15 protein-coding genes are annotated in these 15712 nt (G+C 67.9%); 10 read left to right on the top strand and 5 right to left on the bottom strand.

Features of this window, described 5'->3' with window-relative positions; all coding sequences use genetic code 11:
- Positions 1-189: 189 nt before the first annotated feature.
- Both VFU06_09455 and VFU06_09450 read right to left on the bottom strand, forming a co-directional pair.
- Positions 190-396: a hypothetical protein gene (locus tag VFU06_09455; protein HEU5209626.1), complete on the bottom strand. Its 207-nt coding sequence runs from the start codon at positions 394-396 to the stop codon at positions 190-192.
- Positions 383-853 (bottom strand): LuxR C-terminal-related transcriptional regulator, encoded by a 471-nt coding sequence (locus tag VFU06_09450; GenBank protein ID HEU5209625.1) that lies wholly within the window; start codon positions 851-853, stop codon positions 383-385. The genes VFU06_09455 and VFU06_09450 overlap by 14 nt, the downstream gene beginning before the upstream one ends.
- Positions 854-989: 136 nt before the next feature.
- Here VFU06_09450 and VFU06_09445 point away from each other — a divergent pair, with 136 nt between their 5' ends.
- The gene (locus tag VFU06_09445; protein ID HEU5209624.1) at positions 990-3530 is read left to right on the top strand and encodes a BTAD domain-containing putative transcriptional regulator; all 2541 of its coding nucleotides are present in this window, start codon (positions 990-992) and stop codon (positions 3528-3530) included.
- Here VFU06_09445 and VFU06_09440 read toward each other — a convergent pair.
- Positions 3517-3777, bottom strand: a complete 261-nt coding sequence (locus VFU06_09440; protein ID HEU5209623.1) for a hypothetical protein — start codon at positions 3775-3777, stop codon at positions 3517-3519. The genes VFU06_09445 and VFU06_09440 overlap by 14 nt on opposite strands.
- Before the next feature lie 199 nt (positions 3778-3976).
- On the bottom strand, positions 3977-4456 hold the full coding sequence (locus VFU06_09435; protein HEU5209622.1) for a hypothetical protein: 480 nt from the start codon (positions 4454-4456) through the stop codon (positions 3977-3979).
- Between the two features lie 422 nt (positions 4457-4878).
- Here VFU06_09435 and VFU06_09430 point away from each other — a divergent pair, with 422 nt between their 5' ends.
- From VFU06_09430 to VFU06_09395, 8 genes are all read left to right on the top strand, one after another.
- Positions 4879-6225 (top strand): M23 family metallopeptidase, encoded by a 1347-nt coding sequence (locus VFU06_09430; GenBank protein HEU5209621.1) that lies wholly within the window; start codon positions 4879-4881, stop codon positions 6223-6225.
- A 184-nt stretch (positions 6226-6409) separates the two neighbouring features.
- A complete protein-coding gene (locus tag VFU06_09425) occupies positions 6410-6913 on the top strand; it encodes an outer membrane beta-barrel protein (GenBank protein ID HEU5209620.1) in 504 nt (167 codons plus the stop codon).
- 247 nt (positions 6914-7160) lie between these two features.
- Positions 7161-7940, top strand: a complete 780-nt coding sequence (locus tag VFU06_09420; protein HEU5209619.1) for an SDR family NAD(P)-dependent oxidoreductase — start codon at positions 7161-7163, stop codon at positions 7938-7940.
- A gap of 172 nt (positions 7941-8112) precedes the next feature.
- A complete protein-coding gene (locus VFU06_09415) occupies positions 8113-8826 on the top strand; it encodes a hypothetical protein (protein ID HEU5209618.1) in 714 nt (237 codons plus the stop codon).
- Between the two features lie 226 nt (positions 8827-9052).
- Entirely contained in the window at positions 9053-10291 is a 1239-nt protein-coding gene (locus VFU06_09410; GenBank protein ID HEU5209617.1) for an acetate kinase, read from the top strand.
- Positions 10292-10404: 113 nt separating this feature from the next.
- The gene (locus VFU06_09405; GenBank protein HEU5209616.1) at positions 10405-11793 is read left to right on the top strand and encodes a Na+/H+ antiporter NhaC family protein; all 1389 of its coding nucleotides are present in this window, start codon (positions 10405-10407) and stop codon (positions 11791-11793) included.
- A 14-nt stretch (positions 11794-11807) separates the two neighbouring features.
- Positions 11808-12677, top strand: a complete 870-nt coding sequence (locus VFU06_09400; GenBank protein HEU5209615.1) for a DUF481 domain-containing protein — start codon at positions 11808-11810, stop codon at positions 12675-12677.
- An 11-nt stretch (positions 12678-12688) separates the two neighbouring features.
- The gene (locus tag VFU06_09395; protein HEU5209614.1) at positions 12689-13153 is read left to right on the top strand and encodes a peptidylprolyl isomerase; all 465 of its coding nucleotides are present in this window, start codon (positions 12689-12691) and stop codon (positions 13151-13153) included.
- A 37-nt stretch (positions 13154-13190) separates the two neighbouring features.
- Here VFU06_09395 and VFU06_09390 read toward each other — a convergent pair whose 3' ends face one another.
- A complete protein-coding gene (locus VFU06_09390; protein ID HEU5209613.1) occupies positions 13191-14513 on the bottom strand; it encodes an HD domain-containing protein in 1323 nt (440 codons plus the stop codon).
- 174 nt (positions 14514-14687) lie between these two features.
- On the opposite strand from VFU06_09390, the gene VFU06_09385 reads away from it, so the two are divergent.
- Positions 14688-15680 (top strand): M23 family metallopeptidase, encoded by a 993-nt coding sequence (locus VFU06_09385; protein ID HEU5209612.1) that lies wholly within the window; start codon positions 14688-14690, stop codon positions 15678-15680.
- Positions 15681-15712: the final 32 nt, after the last annotated feature.

Genomic DNA, 15712 nt, shown 5'->3' with positions numbered 1-15712 from the left:
GTGAGCTGCGCGGGCGTCGGCGGCGGGAGCTGCTCGCGCCCTCCCCGCTCATTCTGTTGCGGAACGCTGTCCTGTTGCGCGACGCTGTCGGCCCGGGCAGGACGGGCCGGGTCGGGCTGCTGGAGCAGAAGCGCCAGCAGTGCTGCGGCTGCGATCATCGTACGTCTCCCGGGAACTGGACGTGCGCATCTACGCCCGCCGACGTCCCCGGGTTTCCACCACCATGATCCGATCGCGCGATTCGCTGAGCCGCAGCGCGCTCACAGCGCCCGCGACAACGGCAACGATCGCCACGACACGGTCGATCCAGCCGCCTCTGACCAGCGGCGGCCGCTCAGCAGGCAGCGCCGGGACGTCGCCCCAGGGCTCCTCCATCCCCGCATCAACCGAGAGCACTGGCCGCTTCCATCAGCCGCTCGCGCACCGCCCGCCGGCTCGGCACCGACAGCTTCGAGAGCACGTTCTCCGTGTGATGCCGCGCCGTGTGCGGGCTGATCGTCAGCGCCTCGGCCAGCTCACCGTTCGTCATCCCCTCGGCCAGCAAGCGGGCCACGCCGACTTCCTTGCGCGTCAGGCCGAAGTGCGCCCGCAGCTCATCGTCCGACGGCAGCGAGTCCACCCGCTCCAGCATCACCACGATCGCTGGCACGCTCGACTCCCCCTGCGGCAGGACACTGCCCCGCACCCGGTAGGCGGCCTCCGGCAGCCGGACCTCACGGACGACCTGCGGACGCCGACCACGGACCGCACCCAGCGCCATTGCCATCCGATGCGCCACATCCCGGACGACTGCCCCCAGCTCCGACTCGTCGTGCATCCATGTCTCCGCGGTCGCGACTGCTGCTCCAGACATTCTCATGCCCTCCGTTCAGTTGGTTGCCGGCCGCGCCGGCGCCGCTTACCTTGGAGCACGATAAACCCACGCAATCACGCGCCTTTCACGGTCCTCTCACCTCTCAGGTGATACCGCGGCGCGAGGCTTCACCAGCATGATCCGGCTCCATCTCCTCGGCAGCGTCCGTCTCCTGGACGGCGACGGCCGGGACATTCGCGCTGTCCTGCAGCAACCCAAAAGGCTGGCACTGCTCGCCTTTCTGGCGGCCGCGCGCCCGCGTGGGCCGCAGCGGCGCGACACCCTGACCGGCATGTTCTGGGGCGAGTCCGACGAGGCGAGCGCCCGCAAATCCCTCTCGCAGGCTATCTATTTCCTTCGCCAGAAGATTCACCCGGCCCTGTTCGCGGGGCGATTCGGCGAAGAGATCGAGCTGAGCGCGGGTGAGGTGTGGTGCGACGTCGTCGAATTCGAGGCGCTGCTCGAGGCCGGTCGCACCGCCGATGCGCTGAACCTGTACACGGGCGAGCTGATGCCGGGCTTCCACATCTCGGAAGCGCCGGAGTGGGAGAAGTGGCTGGACGGCGAGCGGGACCGGCTGCGGGGGCGCGCCTCCGAGGCGGCGTGGGCGCTCGCCGCGTCAGAGGAACAGGTGGGCAACGCCGGGATGGCGGCGCACTGGGCGCGCTGGGCTGCGGCGCTGACGCCGTTCGACGAGCAGGCACACCGGAAGGTGCTGGAGCTGCTGGTCCGGACCGGCGATCGCGCGGGAGCGCTGCGCACGCACGAGGAGTTCGCGCGGCGGCTGGCAGTGGAGTACGAGGTCGAGCCGTCGCCGGAAACGGCAGCACTGGTGGAGGCGATCCGGCGGGATGCCGGTGGCGGCGAGACCGACGCCATGGTCGAAAAGGCGGCGCAGGGGCTGGTGCGTCGCGAGCCGTCGGCCGAGGCGGAGCATCGGCGCGCTGCCGCAGTGCGCGCGGGGCTGATCGAAGCCGCCGGCGCGATGAATCCGGCGCCGCAGGATCACACGGCGGTTGCAGCGGTTGGGGGCCAGCCGGAGCACGGCACCTCTCCCGACGGCTCCGGCGTGCGGGCCGTCTTCCGACCGGCCCGCCGCCAGCGAACCAAGCACATGACGCTCCGGCGCGGCAGCGTTGCCATTCTCGTTGCGCTGGTCCTGGTCAGCGGCCTGTATGTCGCGCTGAGCGAGTTCAGCCGCAGCCGCGATCCGCTCGCGATCGGCCCGGAGCAGCCGCTCGACCGCATCGCGATCCTGCCGTTCCGGGACGTGAGCGAGGGTGGACAGCTCGCCCATGTGGCCGACGGCCTGGCGGCGACCTTGACGGATCGCCTCACCGGGGTAGGGCGACTGTCGATCGTTTCGCCGAGCACGACACGGCAGTTCGCAGCCGCAACATTCGACAGCATCGGCCGCGCACTGAATGTGGGCGCGCTCGTGGGTGCCACGGTCGCTCGTTCGGACGACCGGCTGCGCGTGCACGTGGAGCTGATCGATGCGCGGGTGGGAACGACACTCGCCGCGAGCACTGTCGAGAAGGAGCAGGGCGATCTGTTCGCACTCCTGGATTCCATGGCCATGTCCGTGGAGTGGATGCTGCGCGAGCAGCTGGGGCACCAGGTGGAGCGACGGGAGTATCGGCGGGAAACGGAAAGCCAGCGGGCATGGGAGCTGGTCCAGATCGCCCGGCAGGAGCGTCTCAACCCGGCACCCGGCGGCAACGCTGCAACGAGCATAGAGACCGCACTGCGACACCTGGACGAGGCGATCCGTCTCGATCCGCACTACGTGGGCGCCTGGGTGGAGCGCAGCCGGACGTTTCACGCCGCGGCGTTGCTTCAGACGGGTGACCCCCTCGCCCTGCTCGACAGCGCGGAAGCGGCCGGCAATCGCGCCATCGCAGAAGGACCGAACGATGCGGAGGCGCTGGAGCAGCGTGCGGCGATTCGGTTCATCGCTTCCATCTATGCCACGGAGGAGAAGCCGGAACTCCTCGAACAGGCGGAAGCAGACGCAAGGGCCGCGCTCGCAGTCGACCCGTATCGCGCACGTGCCGAGTCACTGCTCAGCCAGATATACGTGATCCGAGGAGATTACCGACGAGCCCATGATGCCGCGTTGCGCGCCTACCGCGCGGATGCGTACGCCGGCAACGTGGAAGACGTGCTCCACCGCCTCTTTGAAACGGCGTTCGAGCTCGGGAACGATGACGAAGCGGCAAAATGGTGTGACGAGATGCGCCGTCGAGCGGAGGGAAGCTGGCTGCGGTATCGCTGTGAGCTGATGCTGCTCGCGTTTGGACGGGAGGGCACACCCGATGTCCGCAAGTCCCTGCTCGCACTCGATGCGGCCAGGCGAGTCCCGTACGTCGCAGACAACCGGCAGATCAACGCGCAGCTCACCGCCCTGGTCGGGGTCAGCTATGCCCGCGCTGGCATGGCCGATAGCGCGCGCGTCGTGCTTGCGCGCGCGGTGGCTGCATCCGCCGGCGCATCCATGGTCCGTCCACTTGCCGCCAACGGCCTGCTGCGCATCGGCGAGCAGGAACGCGCGCTGGTTCTGATTCGCGAGTACATGGAGGCGCTGCCCCGTGACAGACAGCGCCTCCTCGGAAGTCGCATCCTCGAGCCGCTGGACTCGACAGGACGTCGGCTGCTCAACGCTACGGACAGATGATGGTTCCGTTTATCTCGTAGCAGCGCTGCGGATCGAGATCGTTGCTCGAATCGTCCTTGCCCATATCGCGCACGTCCGGATTGCCCGCGTTCGACCCGCGCTCGTGCGGCGGCTTGTCCCAGGGTGGCCCCTTTTCATTGGCCCGTCTTGCACGCTCCGCGTTCCTGTAGACTGCCGAATACCTCCTGTCCACCTCGTGCGTCGTGCCGTCGTCGAAATGCAGCACGATCTTCGCGAGCCTAGCCATCTCCGGCCTCCTCAGTTGTTCCTGCGGTTTCATGGTAGAACACGGTGAAGTGCCGTGTGCGCTCGCATGGTAAGCGTTGCACCCGCCCGGGACCAGCATACTGTTGTGCAGCTGCATGCCCGCTCTGCGATCGAAGCAGGGCGCGGCAAGTTTCGAAACGGCAGGAGAGGACAGTCAGGCGCGGGAGTGCAGATCGGGGTTAACGTCCCAGTGGGACCGCATGCTCCGATTGCACCCCCACCGCACTGACGAACTCACCCGGCTCCGTTATGAACTGACACACGTCGGCTCGGCACCCACGCCGGAACCCGGGCCCCGCCTCGATTGCGGCCGGCCCCTGCACCAGCTCCCGACCGCGCGACGTCGTCACCTTGAACGTGTAGCGATCGCTCACCGGCTCGCGCTGTGTTCCGACGACGACGAAGTGCACGATCTCGGCGTTCCGTTCGAACTCGAGCGGCGAATTGTATGCACCACGCAGTACGCAGAACTGCACCTCGACGCCGTTGCCCGCATACGCCGCGCGCCACGGCTGACGCACGACCGCAGAGCCGATACGCGCGCCCGCACGCTCACAGGCGGACTCGAGCGTATCGGGCCGCTCTGCCTCCTGTGCCCCGCGCAGACCGAGCACGCCGAACACGACGATGCCTGTCAACGCAATGACCGAATGGATCACTTTCCTCATCTCCCGCGGCACGCACGCCGGCATGGCGCGTCGTGGGCGTACAAGATGTGACAGCGGCCGAAAAAAAAGATGGGCAGAAACTGCCTATGTTTTTTGTGGTGGGTTGATGTATCTTCCGGTGTCCCGAGGATACAGAGGGTTGCGTCGGAGGGGGGTGGCGGAAACGCCGGGGCGGACTCCGACAGCTTCAGGTCTCACCGGACCGGCCCCTCGGCCGTTCCACCCGAACCTGCGGTACAAACACCCGCCGTAACGATCCCCATAGAGGGGCTCCTGGCCGCGTCAGGAGCCCCTTCCTGCATCATTTCGCCTGTTCTCCATCCTCCGAACGCCGGTAGCGCGCCTCGTACGGGGCCCGACCCTTTCGCGACGAGCGGCCTTATTCGGTGCGGTTCTGTTCGCTACGTTCCAGCATGCGACATCGCTGGCCGGCTGCCCGGCGCTTCGTCCTGCCCATCGCGGTCGTGCTTGCCGCGTGCGACCCGGTGGAGGACGTGCGCCGGCTGTTCGATGGTGCGACGCCGCGTGAGTCGTATGTGCATCGCCTGGAGAGTGCCGGTCTGGCCTCAAGCGCGGCCGTACGCGACTGGATTGCCGCCGGTGAAGCGGCGTTGACGAATGCGCCGCTGGTGGATCTGCCGTACGAGGAGAGCGGCTACCTTGCCCCGACCGAGCCGCTGGCCGTTGCGGTACGCTTCGATGTCGTTCGCGGCGAACGCATCAGCGTAGCACTCACGCTCCACTCCGACACGGCTGCACTCACATTCCTCGACCTGTTCCGCGCGGGCTCCGACACTGCAGCCGTGTTGGAACCGGTGTCGAGTGCTGACAGCGCGGAACGGTCGTTGGAGTTCGAACCACGGCGGCCGGGCGAGTACGCGGTTCGCATGCAGCCGGAGCTGCTGCGTGGCGGCCGGTATACGCTGCGCATCTCGAGAGCCGCCGCACTTGCGTTTCCCGTCAGTGGCCGCGGTCGCTCGGCGGTGCAGAGTGTCTTCGGAGACCCGCGCGACGCGGGCGCGCGCGAGCACCACGGCATCGACATCTTCGCGCCACGCGGCACACCCGTGGTTGCCGTGGCGGATGCGCACGTGCGTCGCGTGAACGAGACGAATCGCGGGGGACGCGTCGTGTGGCTGCGCGACGAGCGGCGGGGCCTTTCCCTCTACTATGCGCACCTCGACAGCCAGCTCGTGACGGCCGGCATGGACGTGCGGGCGGGAGACACGGTGGGTCTCGTGGGGAACAGCGGCAATGCGCGAACGACGCCGCCGCACCTGCACTTCGGGATATACAGCCGCGGCGAGGGACCGTTGGATCCGCTGCCGTTCGTGCACCGACCGGAGCGCAGCCCGCCGTCCCTGGCCGTCGACACCAGCGCGTTCGGGGCGTGGCTGCGTGGCACGAGTGAGGGCGCGCGTCTTCGAGCCGCGCCCGATCCGGACGCGGACGTCATGGCAGAGTTGCCGGTGCACACGGCTGCGCGGGTGGTCGCGGGGACCGGTTCGTGGTACCGCGTGCGTTTGCCGGACGGCCGCAGCGGCTACCTCGCCGCCAGTGTTGCCGACGTCGCCGCAGCGCCGGTCGAAGAGCTGACACCCGGTGACGCGACGCCGCTCCTGGAACGGCCGGTCGCCAGTGCCGCGGTGATGGACAGCGTCATGCCTGCTGAACGCGTGGACGTGTATGCGCGCTTCGGTGACTACCTCCTCGTCAGCACGAACGGATCGCGCAAAGGTTGGATGCGAGAGTCGCCGTAACGAGTACACGACGGCGCGCTGCGACTCGCCTCCCCACGTGCGCGCGTGGCCCGCAAGTTTTTCGCTGACCTGCGCAAGTTGTTGCCTGCCAGGCGCATCAGCGCACGACATCGTTTACTACGCCGCCGCCGCGTCCTATTTTTCCGACCGCAGCTCACTCACCCATTTCACAAGAGGTCAGTACATGCGAGGACGCATCCTGCTCACGGCCATGTTCCTGGCGCTGGTGCCGGCGGCCGCGAACGCACAGATCAGTGTCGGCGCCGGTGTAGGCGCTGCCTTCCCGACGGGTGATTTCGGGGATGGTGTCGACACGGGCCTTCACTTCCAGGGCTCGCTCAACGTCGGGCTGCCGATGCTGCCGGACGTTCGGCTGGACGGCATCTACCAGACGTACAGCGCTGGGGATGATGCGAGCGTCGACATCCTCGGCGGTGGCGTCAACCTGCTGCTCGACATGCCGCTCGTCGTCATCAAGCCGTACCTCATTGCGGGTGTCGGCTACTACGATGTGAGCGTTGATACCTCCGAGGGGGACGCATCCAACGGCGAGTTCGGCTTCACGGGCGGCGCCGGGCTGCGGCTCGGACTGGGCAGCCTGGGCGTGTTCGCGGAGGCTCGCGCGCTGCGGATCGGTGGTGACACGGACCTGACGACGATTCCGGTCCTGGTCGGCGTCACGTTCTGACGGAGCGGGGCCGCACGCATGCTCTGCCGCGTCGGCGGCGGGCGCGTGCGGCCCCTTTCGGCTGGAGCATCGCCGGCCCGAACTATCCTTGATGCGTCTCCCTTTTCGCATTCACCGCGCCCCAACACGTAACAACGCTCCGTCCGCCGACCGCCCCGTTGCGTTCCGACCGGCTCCCGCGCGGTAGCCACCGGCGCTTCCCATTCCTAGCTTTTCGCTCCTCACTTTCCTCGTGCGGAGCTGAACCATGACAGCAATGGCAGGCAGGCGGATCCTGATCACCGGCGCGAGCTCGGGCATCGGCGCGGCGTGTGCGCGTCGGTTTGCCGCGGAGGGTTGCGACCTCGTGCTGTGGGCCCGGCGAGCGGAGCGGCTCGCACGCCTGGCCGACGAGATCGAGACGGCGCACGGCCGGCATGTCCACATCGCGGGCGTCGATGTGCGTGACCGGGCGGCGGTCCTGAAAGCGGTGGACTCGCTGGTGGAGGCGGAGGCCGTTCCGGACGTGCTGGTGAACAATGCCGGGCTCGCCAGTGGCCTGTCGGGCATCCAGGACGGCAGCTTCGACGACTGGGACCGGATGATCGACACGAACCTGAAGGGGCTGCTCAACGTGACGCGCGCAGTGCTCCCGCACATGATCCGTCTCGGGCGCGGGCACATCATCAACATCGGCAGCACGGCCGGTCACTGGGTCTATCCAAGCGGCAACGTCTACAACGCGACCAAGTTCGGCGTGAGGGCACTGACGGAGGCGATCAACGTGGACGTGGTCGGCACGCCCGTCCGGGTCTCGAGCATCGACCCCGGCATGGTCGAGACCGAGTTCTCGGTCGTCCGTTTCGCCGGCGACGAGGAGCGCGCCCGCAAGGTATACCAGGGGTTTCAGCCGCTCCGGCCGGAGGACATTGCCGACGCCGTGCACTACGTCACCAGTGCCCCGCCGCACGTCAACGTCCTGAACATGGTGGTGCTGCCCACCGCCCAGCGGAACGTGTACGTGCTTCACCGGGAGGCGCAGGAGTAGCGTCCCCGCGGGGAGACTTCGCGTTCGCCCGCAACGGCAGGAGCAACGCCCCGCCCGGGGATGGGTTGGGTACTTCACCACGTGCGGCAGCAGCACCTCGCGTGGAACCGGTGGCCGGGCTCGCGTCGTACTAGTGGGTATCACGACGCCTCTCCCTTGAAGGAGCACCCCGATGTACCGGCCCATTACCGCCCTGCTGCTGATTGCGCTCGCCGCACCGGCAGCGGTCCTGGCGCAGGAAGCACCTCGCTCGCGCAACTTCAGTGGCGGACTCAACGCCATCTACGGCGCACCCCAGGGCGAGTTCAGCAACTACGTGAACAATGCATGGGGACTGGGCGGGTTCTTCGCCTGGACCCCGCAGTCCGCGCCGGCCTTTGCGCTGCGGCTGGACGGCGGCTTCATGAACTACGGCCACGAGACGTTCCGAGTCCCGCTGAGCGGCACGATCGGCGGCCGCATCACGGTCGACGTCACGACGGACAACAACATCGCGTACCTCGGCGTCGGCCCGCAGGTCATGCTGCCGAGCGGACCGATCCGCCCGTACGCGAACGGGGCGGTAGGTCTGTCCTACTTCGCGACGACGTCGCATGTAAAGGGCGACGACAGCGGCCAGAACTTCGCGAGCGACACGAATTTCGACGACACCGTCTTCCAGTGGAGCGTGGGCGGTGGCGTGATGATCCCGGTGAGCCGCGGCCGTCTGCCGATCTCGATCGACCTGGGCACGCGCTATCACGGCAACGGCGAAGTGACGTATGTCACGGAGGGCGGCATCGAGGACAACCCGGACGGCTCCATCACGATTCATGCGATCGAGAGCGAAGCGCGCGTGCTGAGTGTGCACCTGGGCATTGCGGTGGGCTTCGGCGGCTTCCGCTGATCTCCGGCATGCGCCATCGAAACGGCCGGGCCGCGGCGCAACGCTGCGGCCCGGTCTTTCTCATGCGGGTCCCTGGCGAAGCCTTCCGAGCTCCCTGCGCGCGACGACGCCTGCGTTTCCCCCGATGAACACCGTGGCCTGCGCTGCGGCGTGATGTCCACCGATTTCCTCCCAGCGCGCATCCTGCTACTATCCGCGCACCCGTGAACCACGAGCACGTGAATCGATGAACATCCTCGTCCTGAACGCCGGCTCCTCGTCGCTCAAGTTCCAGCTCGTGCGCACGGACCAGGAGCGGATCGCGAACGACACGGACGAGCGGCTCGCACGCGGCATCGTGGATCGCATCGGCGGCGAAGCGCTGCTCCGGTTCAGCTCGGGCAATCGCAGTCTCAAGACGGCGCGGCCGATCCGCGATCATCGGGCAGCGGTGGATGCCGTGCTGCGGTGGCTGGCCAGCGAGGAGTCGGGCACCGACCTTTCTGCAATCCGCGACATCGACGCGGTCGGCCATCGCGTGGTGCACGGTGGTGAGCAGTTCAGCAAGTCGGTCAAGATCGACCCGGTCGTGCTGCGGGAGATCGAGGAGATGATCGAGCTCGCTCCGCTGCACAACCCGCACAACCTGAAGGGCATCGCGGCGGTGCGGGAAACGCTCGGCGACGTGCCGCAGGTCGCGGTCTTCGACACCGCCTTCCACCAGACACTGCCCGCGCACGCGTACCTGTACGCGATCCCGTACTCGCTGTACCGCCGCTACAAGGTCCGCCGCTACGGCTTCCACGGCACGTCACACCGCTACGTGGCGTACCGTTACCGCAGGCTGACCGGCCGCACCCGCGACCAGACGAACCTGATCACGATCCACCTCGGCAACGGCTGCTCGGCCTGCGCGATCCAGGGTGGCAACTCGATCGACACGTCGATGGGGTTCACCCCGCTCGAGGGCCTGGTAATGGGCACGCGCAGCGGGGATCTCGACCCGGCAATCCTCGACTTCATTGCGGTCAAGGAAGGCCAGACGCTGAACGAGATCGAGGCGCTGCTCAACAAGCAGTCCGGCCTGCTCGGCATCTCCGGCCTGACGCATGACATGCGCGAGCTGCTCGCAGAAGAAGCCGAGAACGACGACCGCCGCGCCCGCCTGGCGATCGATATCTTCGCCTACCGCGCCCGCAAGTACATCGGCTCCTACCTCGCCGCGATGGGCGGCGCGGAAGCGATCGTGTTCACCGGAGGCATCGGCGAAAACGGCGCAAAGGTCCGCGCCCGCATCTGCGAGGGCCTCCAGTTCCTCGGCCTCGACCTCGACCCCGACCTGAACGCCACGGCAGTCAACGGCAACGAGGGCCCCATCCACCGCGAAGGCTCCCGCCTCCAGGCCTGGGTCATCCCCACCGACGAGGAGCTCCTGATCGCCCGCGACACCTTCCGCCTGGTGATGGGCATGGACGCGCGCTACTGAAGAAGGAAGGCTACTGAAGACGAAATGCGGCGAGCGCGAAAAAGCACGCGCACGCCGCACCGATCCCGCCGCCACGCGAGCGCTGGAAGCACCGCCGCCCTGTCGGAGTGCCCTTGTGCGGTCGGGCCGAAGCCGCCACACTGCCCGCCTCCATGGACACCGAAGACCGCTTTCCGCATCCGCTCGCGCTGCTGACCGCCGGCATCCTGCTGGCGGCGGTGCTGACGTGGATCCTGCCGGCGGGTGCCTACCAGCGCGTCGAGGACGCGGAGACCGGGCGAACCGTCGTGGTCGCCGGGACTTACGAGGGCGTGGAGGCCGCGCCGGTCGGACCCTTCGAGGCGCTGGTCGCGATTCCGCAGGGGCTCATCAACGCGGCCGAGGTGGTCGTGCTGGTCTTCCTGGTCGGCGGCGCCTTCGTCGTGATCGACCAGACGGGCGCGCTGCGACGCGGCATCGACCGGCTCGCGCGCCGGCTCCAGAACCACGGCACGTGGGTGATCCCGATCTCCTGCATCGTGTTCGCAACGGCGGGCGCGCTGCAGAACATGCAGGAAGAGATCGTCGCGCTGATCCCGGTGCTCCTGATCCTGACACGCCGCTTCGGCTTCGACCCGGTGACCGCGGTCGCGATGAGCATCGGCGCCGCGTCGCTGGGCTCGTCGTTCAGCCCGGTCAACCCGTTCCAGGTCGCGATCGCGCAGCGACTGGCCGACGTGCCGCTCTTCTCGGGCGCGGCATTCCGCATGGCCGCCTTTCTGCCCGCGCTCGGGTTCTGGATCTTCGCGACGATCCGCCACGCGCGCCGCACCGCGACGGCTCCGGATGTGGCCACGGTCGATACGTCGGAATCGTCGCTCGACGCGCGCACCACGCTGATCCTGGCCCTCACTGTCGCGGCGTTCGGCATCTTCATTACCGGCCTGATCCGCTGGGGCTGGGGCTTCAACGAGATGTCCGCCGTGTTCTTCGTGCTGGGCGTCACAGCGGGCCTGCTCGGCGGGCTGGGGATCAATGGGACGTCTGCGGCGTACGTGCAGGGGTTCCGTGAGATGGCGTTCTCCGCTCTGCTGATCGGTTTCGCAAGCGCCATCTACGTCGTGCTCGAGTCCGGCCGGGTCGTGGACACGCTGGTGAACGGGCTGGTGCAGCCGCTGGCCGGCCTGCCGGCAGGGCTGTCGGCGATCGGCATGGTCGGGCTGCACGCGCTGCTGCACGTGCCGGTGCCGAGCGTGAGCGGGCAGGCCGTGCTGACCATGCCGATCCTGGTTCCGCTCTCGGACCTGCTTGGCCTGTCGCGGCAGGTTACGATCCTGGCGTACCAGTACGGCGCAGGCCTCACGGAGCTGATCACGCCGACCAACGGTGCACTGATGGCGGTGATCGCAGCGGCGGGCGTTCGATACGACCGCTGGCTGCGCTTCGTATTGCCGCTGTTCCTGGGCCTCGTTGCCATCGGAATCATCGCCATCCTGGTCGCCATCGCGATCGGCTTGCAGTAGCCATTGCCGGGATCATGCTGAAGCGTCTGTACTCCATCGTCCTTACGTGCCTTCTGTTCCCGGCAGCGCTCAACGCGCAGCAGCCGGACACGGTGCCAGCTCCGCCCGTACCGGATTCCCTGGCGCCCGTTCCGGACACCCTCAGCGTGCCGGTGACGGCCCCGGCACCGCTCGCACAGGCGCTGCCGTCCATGCCGCAACCGGAACCCGAGCCCGACCGCTGGATGTCACAGCTCGAGTTCGGCTTCAACGGCTCGCGCGGCAACACCGACCTGATCACGCTTTCGACCGGGTTCTCGATCGAGCACAGGGAGAAGGAACGCTTCGAGCTGGAGTGGGCGACGTCGTACCGCTACGGCGAGAGCGAGAACGAGGTGGTTGCGCGCCACCTGCAGAGCTCGATCAGCTTCGATCTCTTCCCTGCTGGCAGCTGGTCGCCCTTCTTCTACGTGGCAGCAGAGCGTGACCCCTTCAAGCGCATCGATCTCCGCACGGACGGCGGCGCGGGCGCGAAGTACACGATCGCCCGCGGCGATGTGACGAGCGCGTCGCTCAGCCTCGCGCTGCTGCACACGTACGAGAACTTCCGGGCGATCGGCACGGATCCCGCACCGGAAACGCGCAACAATGCGCGGTGGTCGGTGCGTGCACGCGCACTGCGGCGGATGAACGAAGGCTGGCAGGTCGAGAACACGACCTTCTACAAGCCGGTGCACAACGAGCTCGGCGACTACGACATCGACTCGACCACCAAGCTGAGTGCGATCCTGAACAGCCGGCTCGCGCTCACGTTCAGCTACAAGTACCGGCTCGACTCGACGCCCGCGGAAGGTGTCGGGGGCGAGGACCAGTTCCTGACGGCCGGCCTGACGATCAACCTCTAGGAGTACAGACGATGAGCAACCGCACCGCGCGTTTCGAGACGTCGCTCGGCGATTTCACGGTCGAGCTGTTCGATGACCGGGCGCCGAACACCGCGAAGAATTTCGCGGATCTCGCGCAGAAGGGCTATTACGACGACCTGATCTTTCACCGCGTGATCGACGGTTTCATGATCCAGGGCGGCTGCCCCGAAGGGACGGGCACCGGCGGGCCGGGCTACAAGATCAAGGACGAGTTCCACCCGGAGCTGCGCCACGACAGCAAGGGCATCCTGTCGATGGCGAACGCGGGACCGAACACGGGCGGCTCGCAGTTCTTCATCACGCTGGCGGCGACACCGTGGCTCGACAACAAGCACGCGATCTTCGGGCGCGTGACGGACGGCCTGGACGTCGTCGAGAAGATCGGCAAGGTGAAGACGGGGCGGAACGACCGGCCGGTCGAGGAGGTGAAGATGAAGAAGGTGACGATCTCGTAGCCGCTGCGTCGACTGCCGCGGACATGGGGGCCGCTGCTCAGCCGAGCAGCGGCCCGTCGTTTTCCAGCCGCTCGATCATTTCCTCGTTGGAGCGCTGCGCAAGCCGTGCGAGTGCGGCAGGCTCGACGACGCGCCTGCCGTTGAGCGTGAACAACCGGAGCACACGCGCCGTGCGGTACAGCTCGTCGGCGACTTCGGGCAGCCCGATGAGGCCGGCGCGCCCCTCGGGTCCCAGCCGGATCACTTCTCCGGTGCGCCGCTGCACCAGCAGGTCGAGCCCGAACATCTTCGACTTTTCCGGATAATCGAGGAACGCGTCGCCGGGTGCGAGTGCCAGCTCCTGCGCGATGCGCTCCTCTACCTCCCGCTTGAGCGGCGTGTCCGTCTCGATCCAGTCACCGATCGCGTTCTCGTCCAGCTCGGCCGCGACGACCTCGGCTGCACGCTTGGGCAGCCGGCGCATGCGCAGCGCGCCAACGCGTGCGGCGACGGACTGCGCCTGCGGGTCCTCGCGTTCCGCACGGCCGGCGATCAGGTACAGCACACCTTCGTCCGTCTGGCCGACGAGCTCGTCCGGCGCGAGCAGCGCGGCATCGAGCGCGTCGTTCACGATGCGCTTGTACATCACGGTCGCGGCGCGCACCGCGTGGTGCCAGTACACGTTGCGGAACATCTGGTACTTCGCGAACAGCAGCGACTCGAGCGCGGCGACGCCCTTCTCGTGCACGCCGACCTCGAAGTGACCGGTGGTCTCGTCGCACAGCAGTGTGAGGCCGTGCAGCAGGCGATCGACGTCGACGCGGCCATACGGCACACCCGCAAAGGTCGCATCGCGCATCAGGTACTCGATCTTGTCGAGATCGAGGCTCCCGCTCACGAGTCCCTGGAGCGGATTCACCGAGATGCCGCGGATCAGCATCTCGACCTGCTGGCCAGCATCGGGCGCGACCTGCGCGAGCGCGGCCGCGACCGTCTCGTCCGCGAGGAAGCGGCCGACGAGCGCCTCGTGATGGCCAGGGATCCGGTCCGCCTGCAGCTCCTCGAGCGCATGCGAGAACGGGTAATGGCCAATGTCGTGCAGCAGCGCCGCAAAGGGGATCAGCGCGCAGTCCGATTCGTCGATGCCATCGAGCGCGTCGCGTGCGCGCAGTGCAGCGAGCGCGCGGTGCGCAAGGTGGTAGACGCCGAGCGCATGATCGAAGCGCGTGTGCGTCGCGCCCGGATACACGAGGTAGGCGAGCCCGAGCTGGCGGATGTGGCGCAGCCGCTGGAACGCGGGCGCATCGACGATCTGCATCGCGACCGGGTCGACACGGATCGTGTCCCACAGCGGATCGCGGATCGTGACGGAAGCACTCATGGCCTGAAAGGTTAGGCAGGACGCGGGCGCTGCGATACCCCGACACGCCAGGGTTGTACGCCGGGCGTCGTCGGCATTACATTGCCCGCGTTCGACGGCTTTGCGGCGTCCCTCCTCCCCGGATGGTCCGCGTGTCGAGCGCCCCGTGTCATACCAGTTTCACAGGAGGAAGCGGTGCAGCACTGCCGCTCGCATGCCGTCACGTGGCTCGTCCACGTGCTGATCGTCCTGTCCGCTGCCTGCGCGCCCGCATTCGAGAGCGGGCAGCCGGCCACGTCGTCACCCGCACGCGACGAGTACATCCGTGAGCGTGCCCGCGCGTCCGATCCGTCGATCGCGCGCTGGAGCGAAGCAGGCGACAGGGCGCTCGCCTCGCCGATGTCCGTGCAGCTCCCGTACACCACCTACTACCAGCTCGACGAGCTGACCACCACCGTGGGCGCCTACGCATTCGACCTCGTGCCCGGCGGCCGCCTGCATGCGACACTGTCCGGACTGGGGCATCCTGCAGCGGCGTTCGTCGAGCTGTTCATGCAGCAGGGCTCGCAGACTCGCCTGGTCGATGCGGGCCGGCAGCGGGCCCAGACCATCTCACGCGATGGCGGCCGCTACGTGCTGCGCGTGCAGCCGGAACTCGGGCTGGTCGGCACGTTCCAGCTCACGATCGAGGGCGACGGGGCTTCCGGCGCACCCGTGATCGCGGACGCGACGTCGTACCGCACGCTGCCGGCATCGCGCTACGTCTTCCCGGTCGAGGGGCGTGACGCCGGCGCGATCCGCAGCGACTGGGGCGACCCGCGCGGCGGCGGCCGCCGCCATGAAGGCGTGGACATCTTCGCGCCACGCGGCACGCCCGTGCTGGCTGCAACCGACGGCGTGATCATCTCGGTGCGCCACACGCCGATCGGCGGCAAGGTGATCTGGATGCGACCCGACGGCGAAGACCTGGAGCTGTATTACGCGCACCTGGACCGGCAGGACGTGCGGCCGGGGGAACGGGTGCGGGCCGGGGACCGCATCGGACTCGTCGGGAACACCGGGAACGCGCGGGGCACGTCGCCGCACCTGCATTTCGGGGTGTATCGGAACGGCGGGCGGGTCGCGATCAATCCGGATTCGTGGCTGGCGCGGACTTCGCCGGTACTTGTGTCGGGAGCCGGCAACTGAACTTCTTTAACTGCGGGTTGTGGGCGGTGGGT

The sequence above is a fragment of the Longimicrobiales bacterium genome (assembly GCA_035764935.1).
Classification (GTDB): domain Bacteria; phylum Gemmatimonadota; class Gemmatimonadetes; order Longimicrobiales; family RSA9; genus DASTYK01.
Note: the sequence above shows the minus strand (reverse complement) of the source record. Positions and strands in the feature narration are given on the sequence as shown.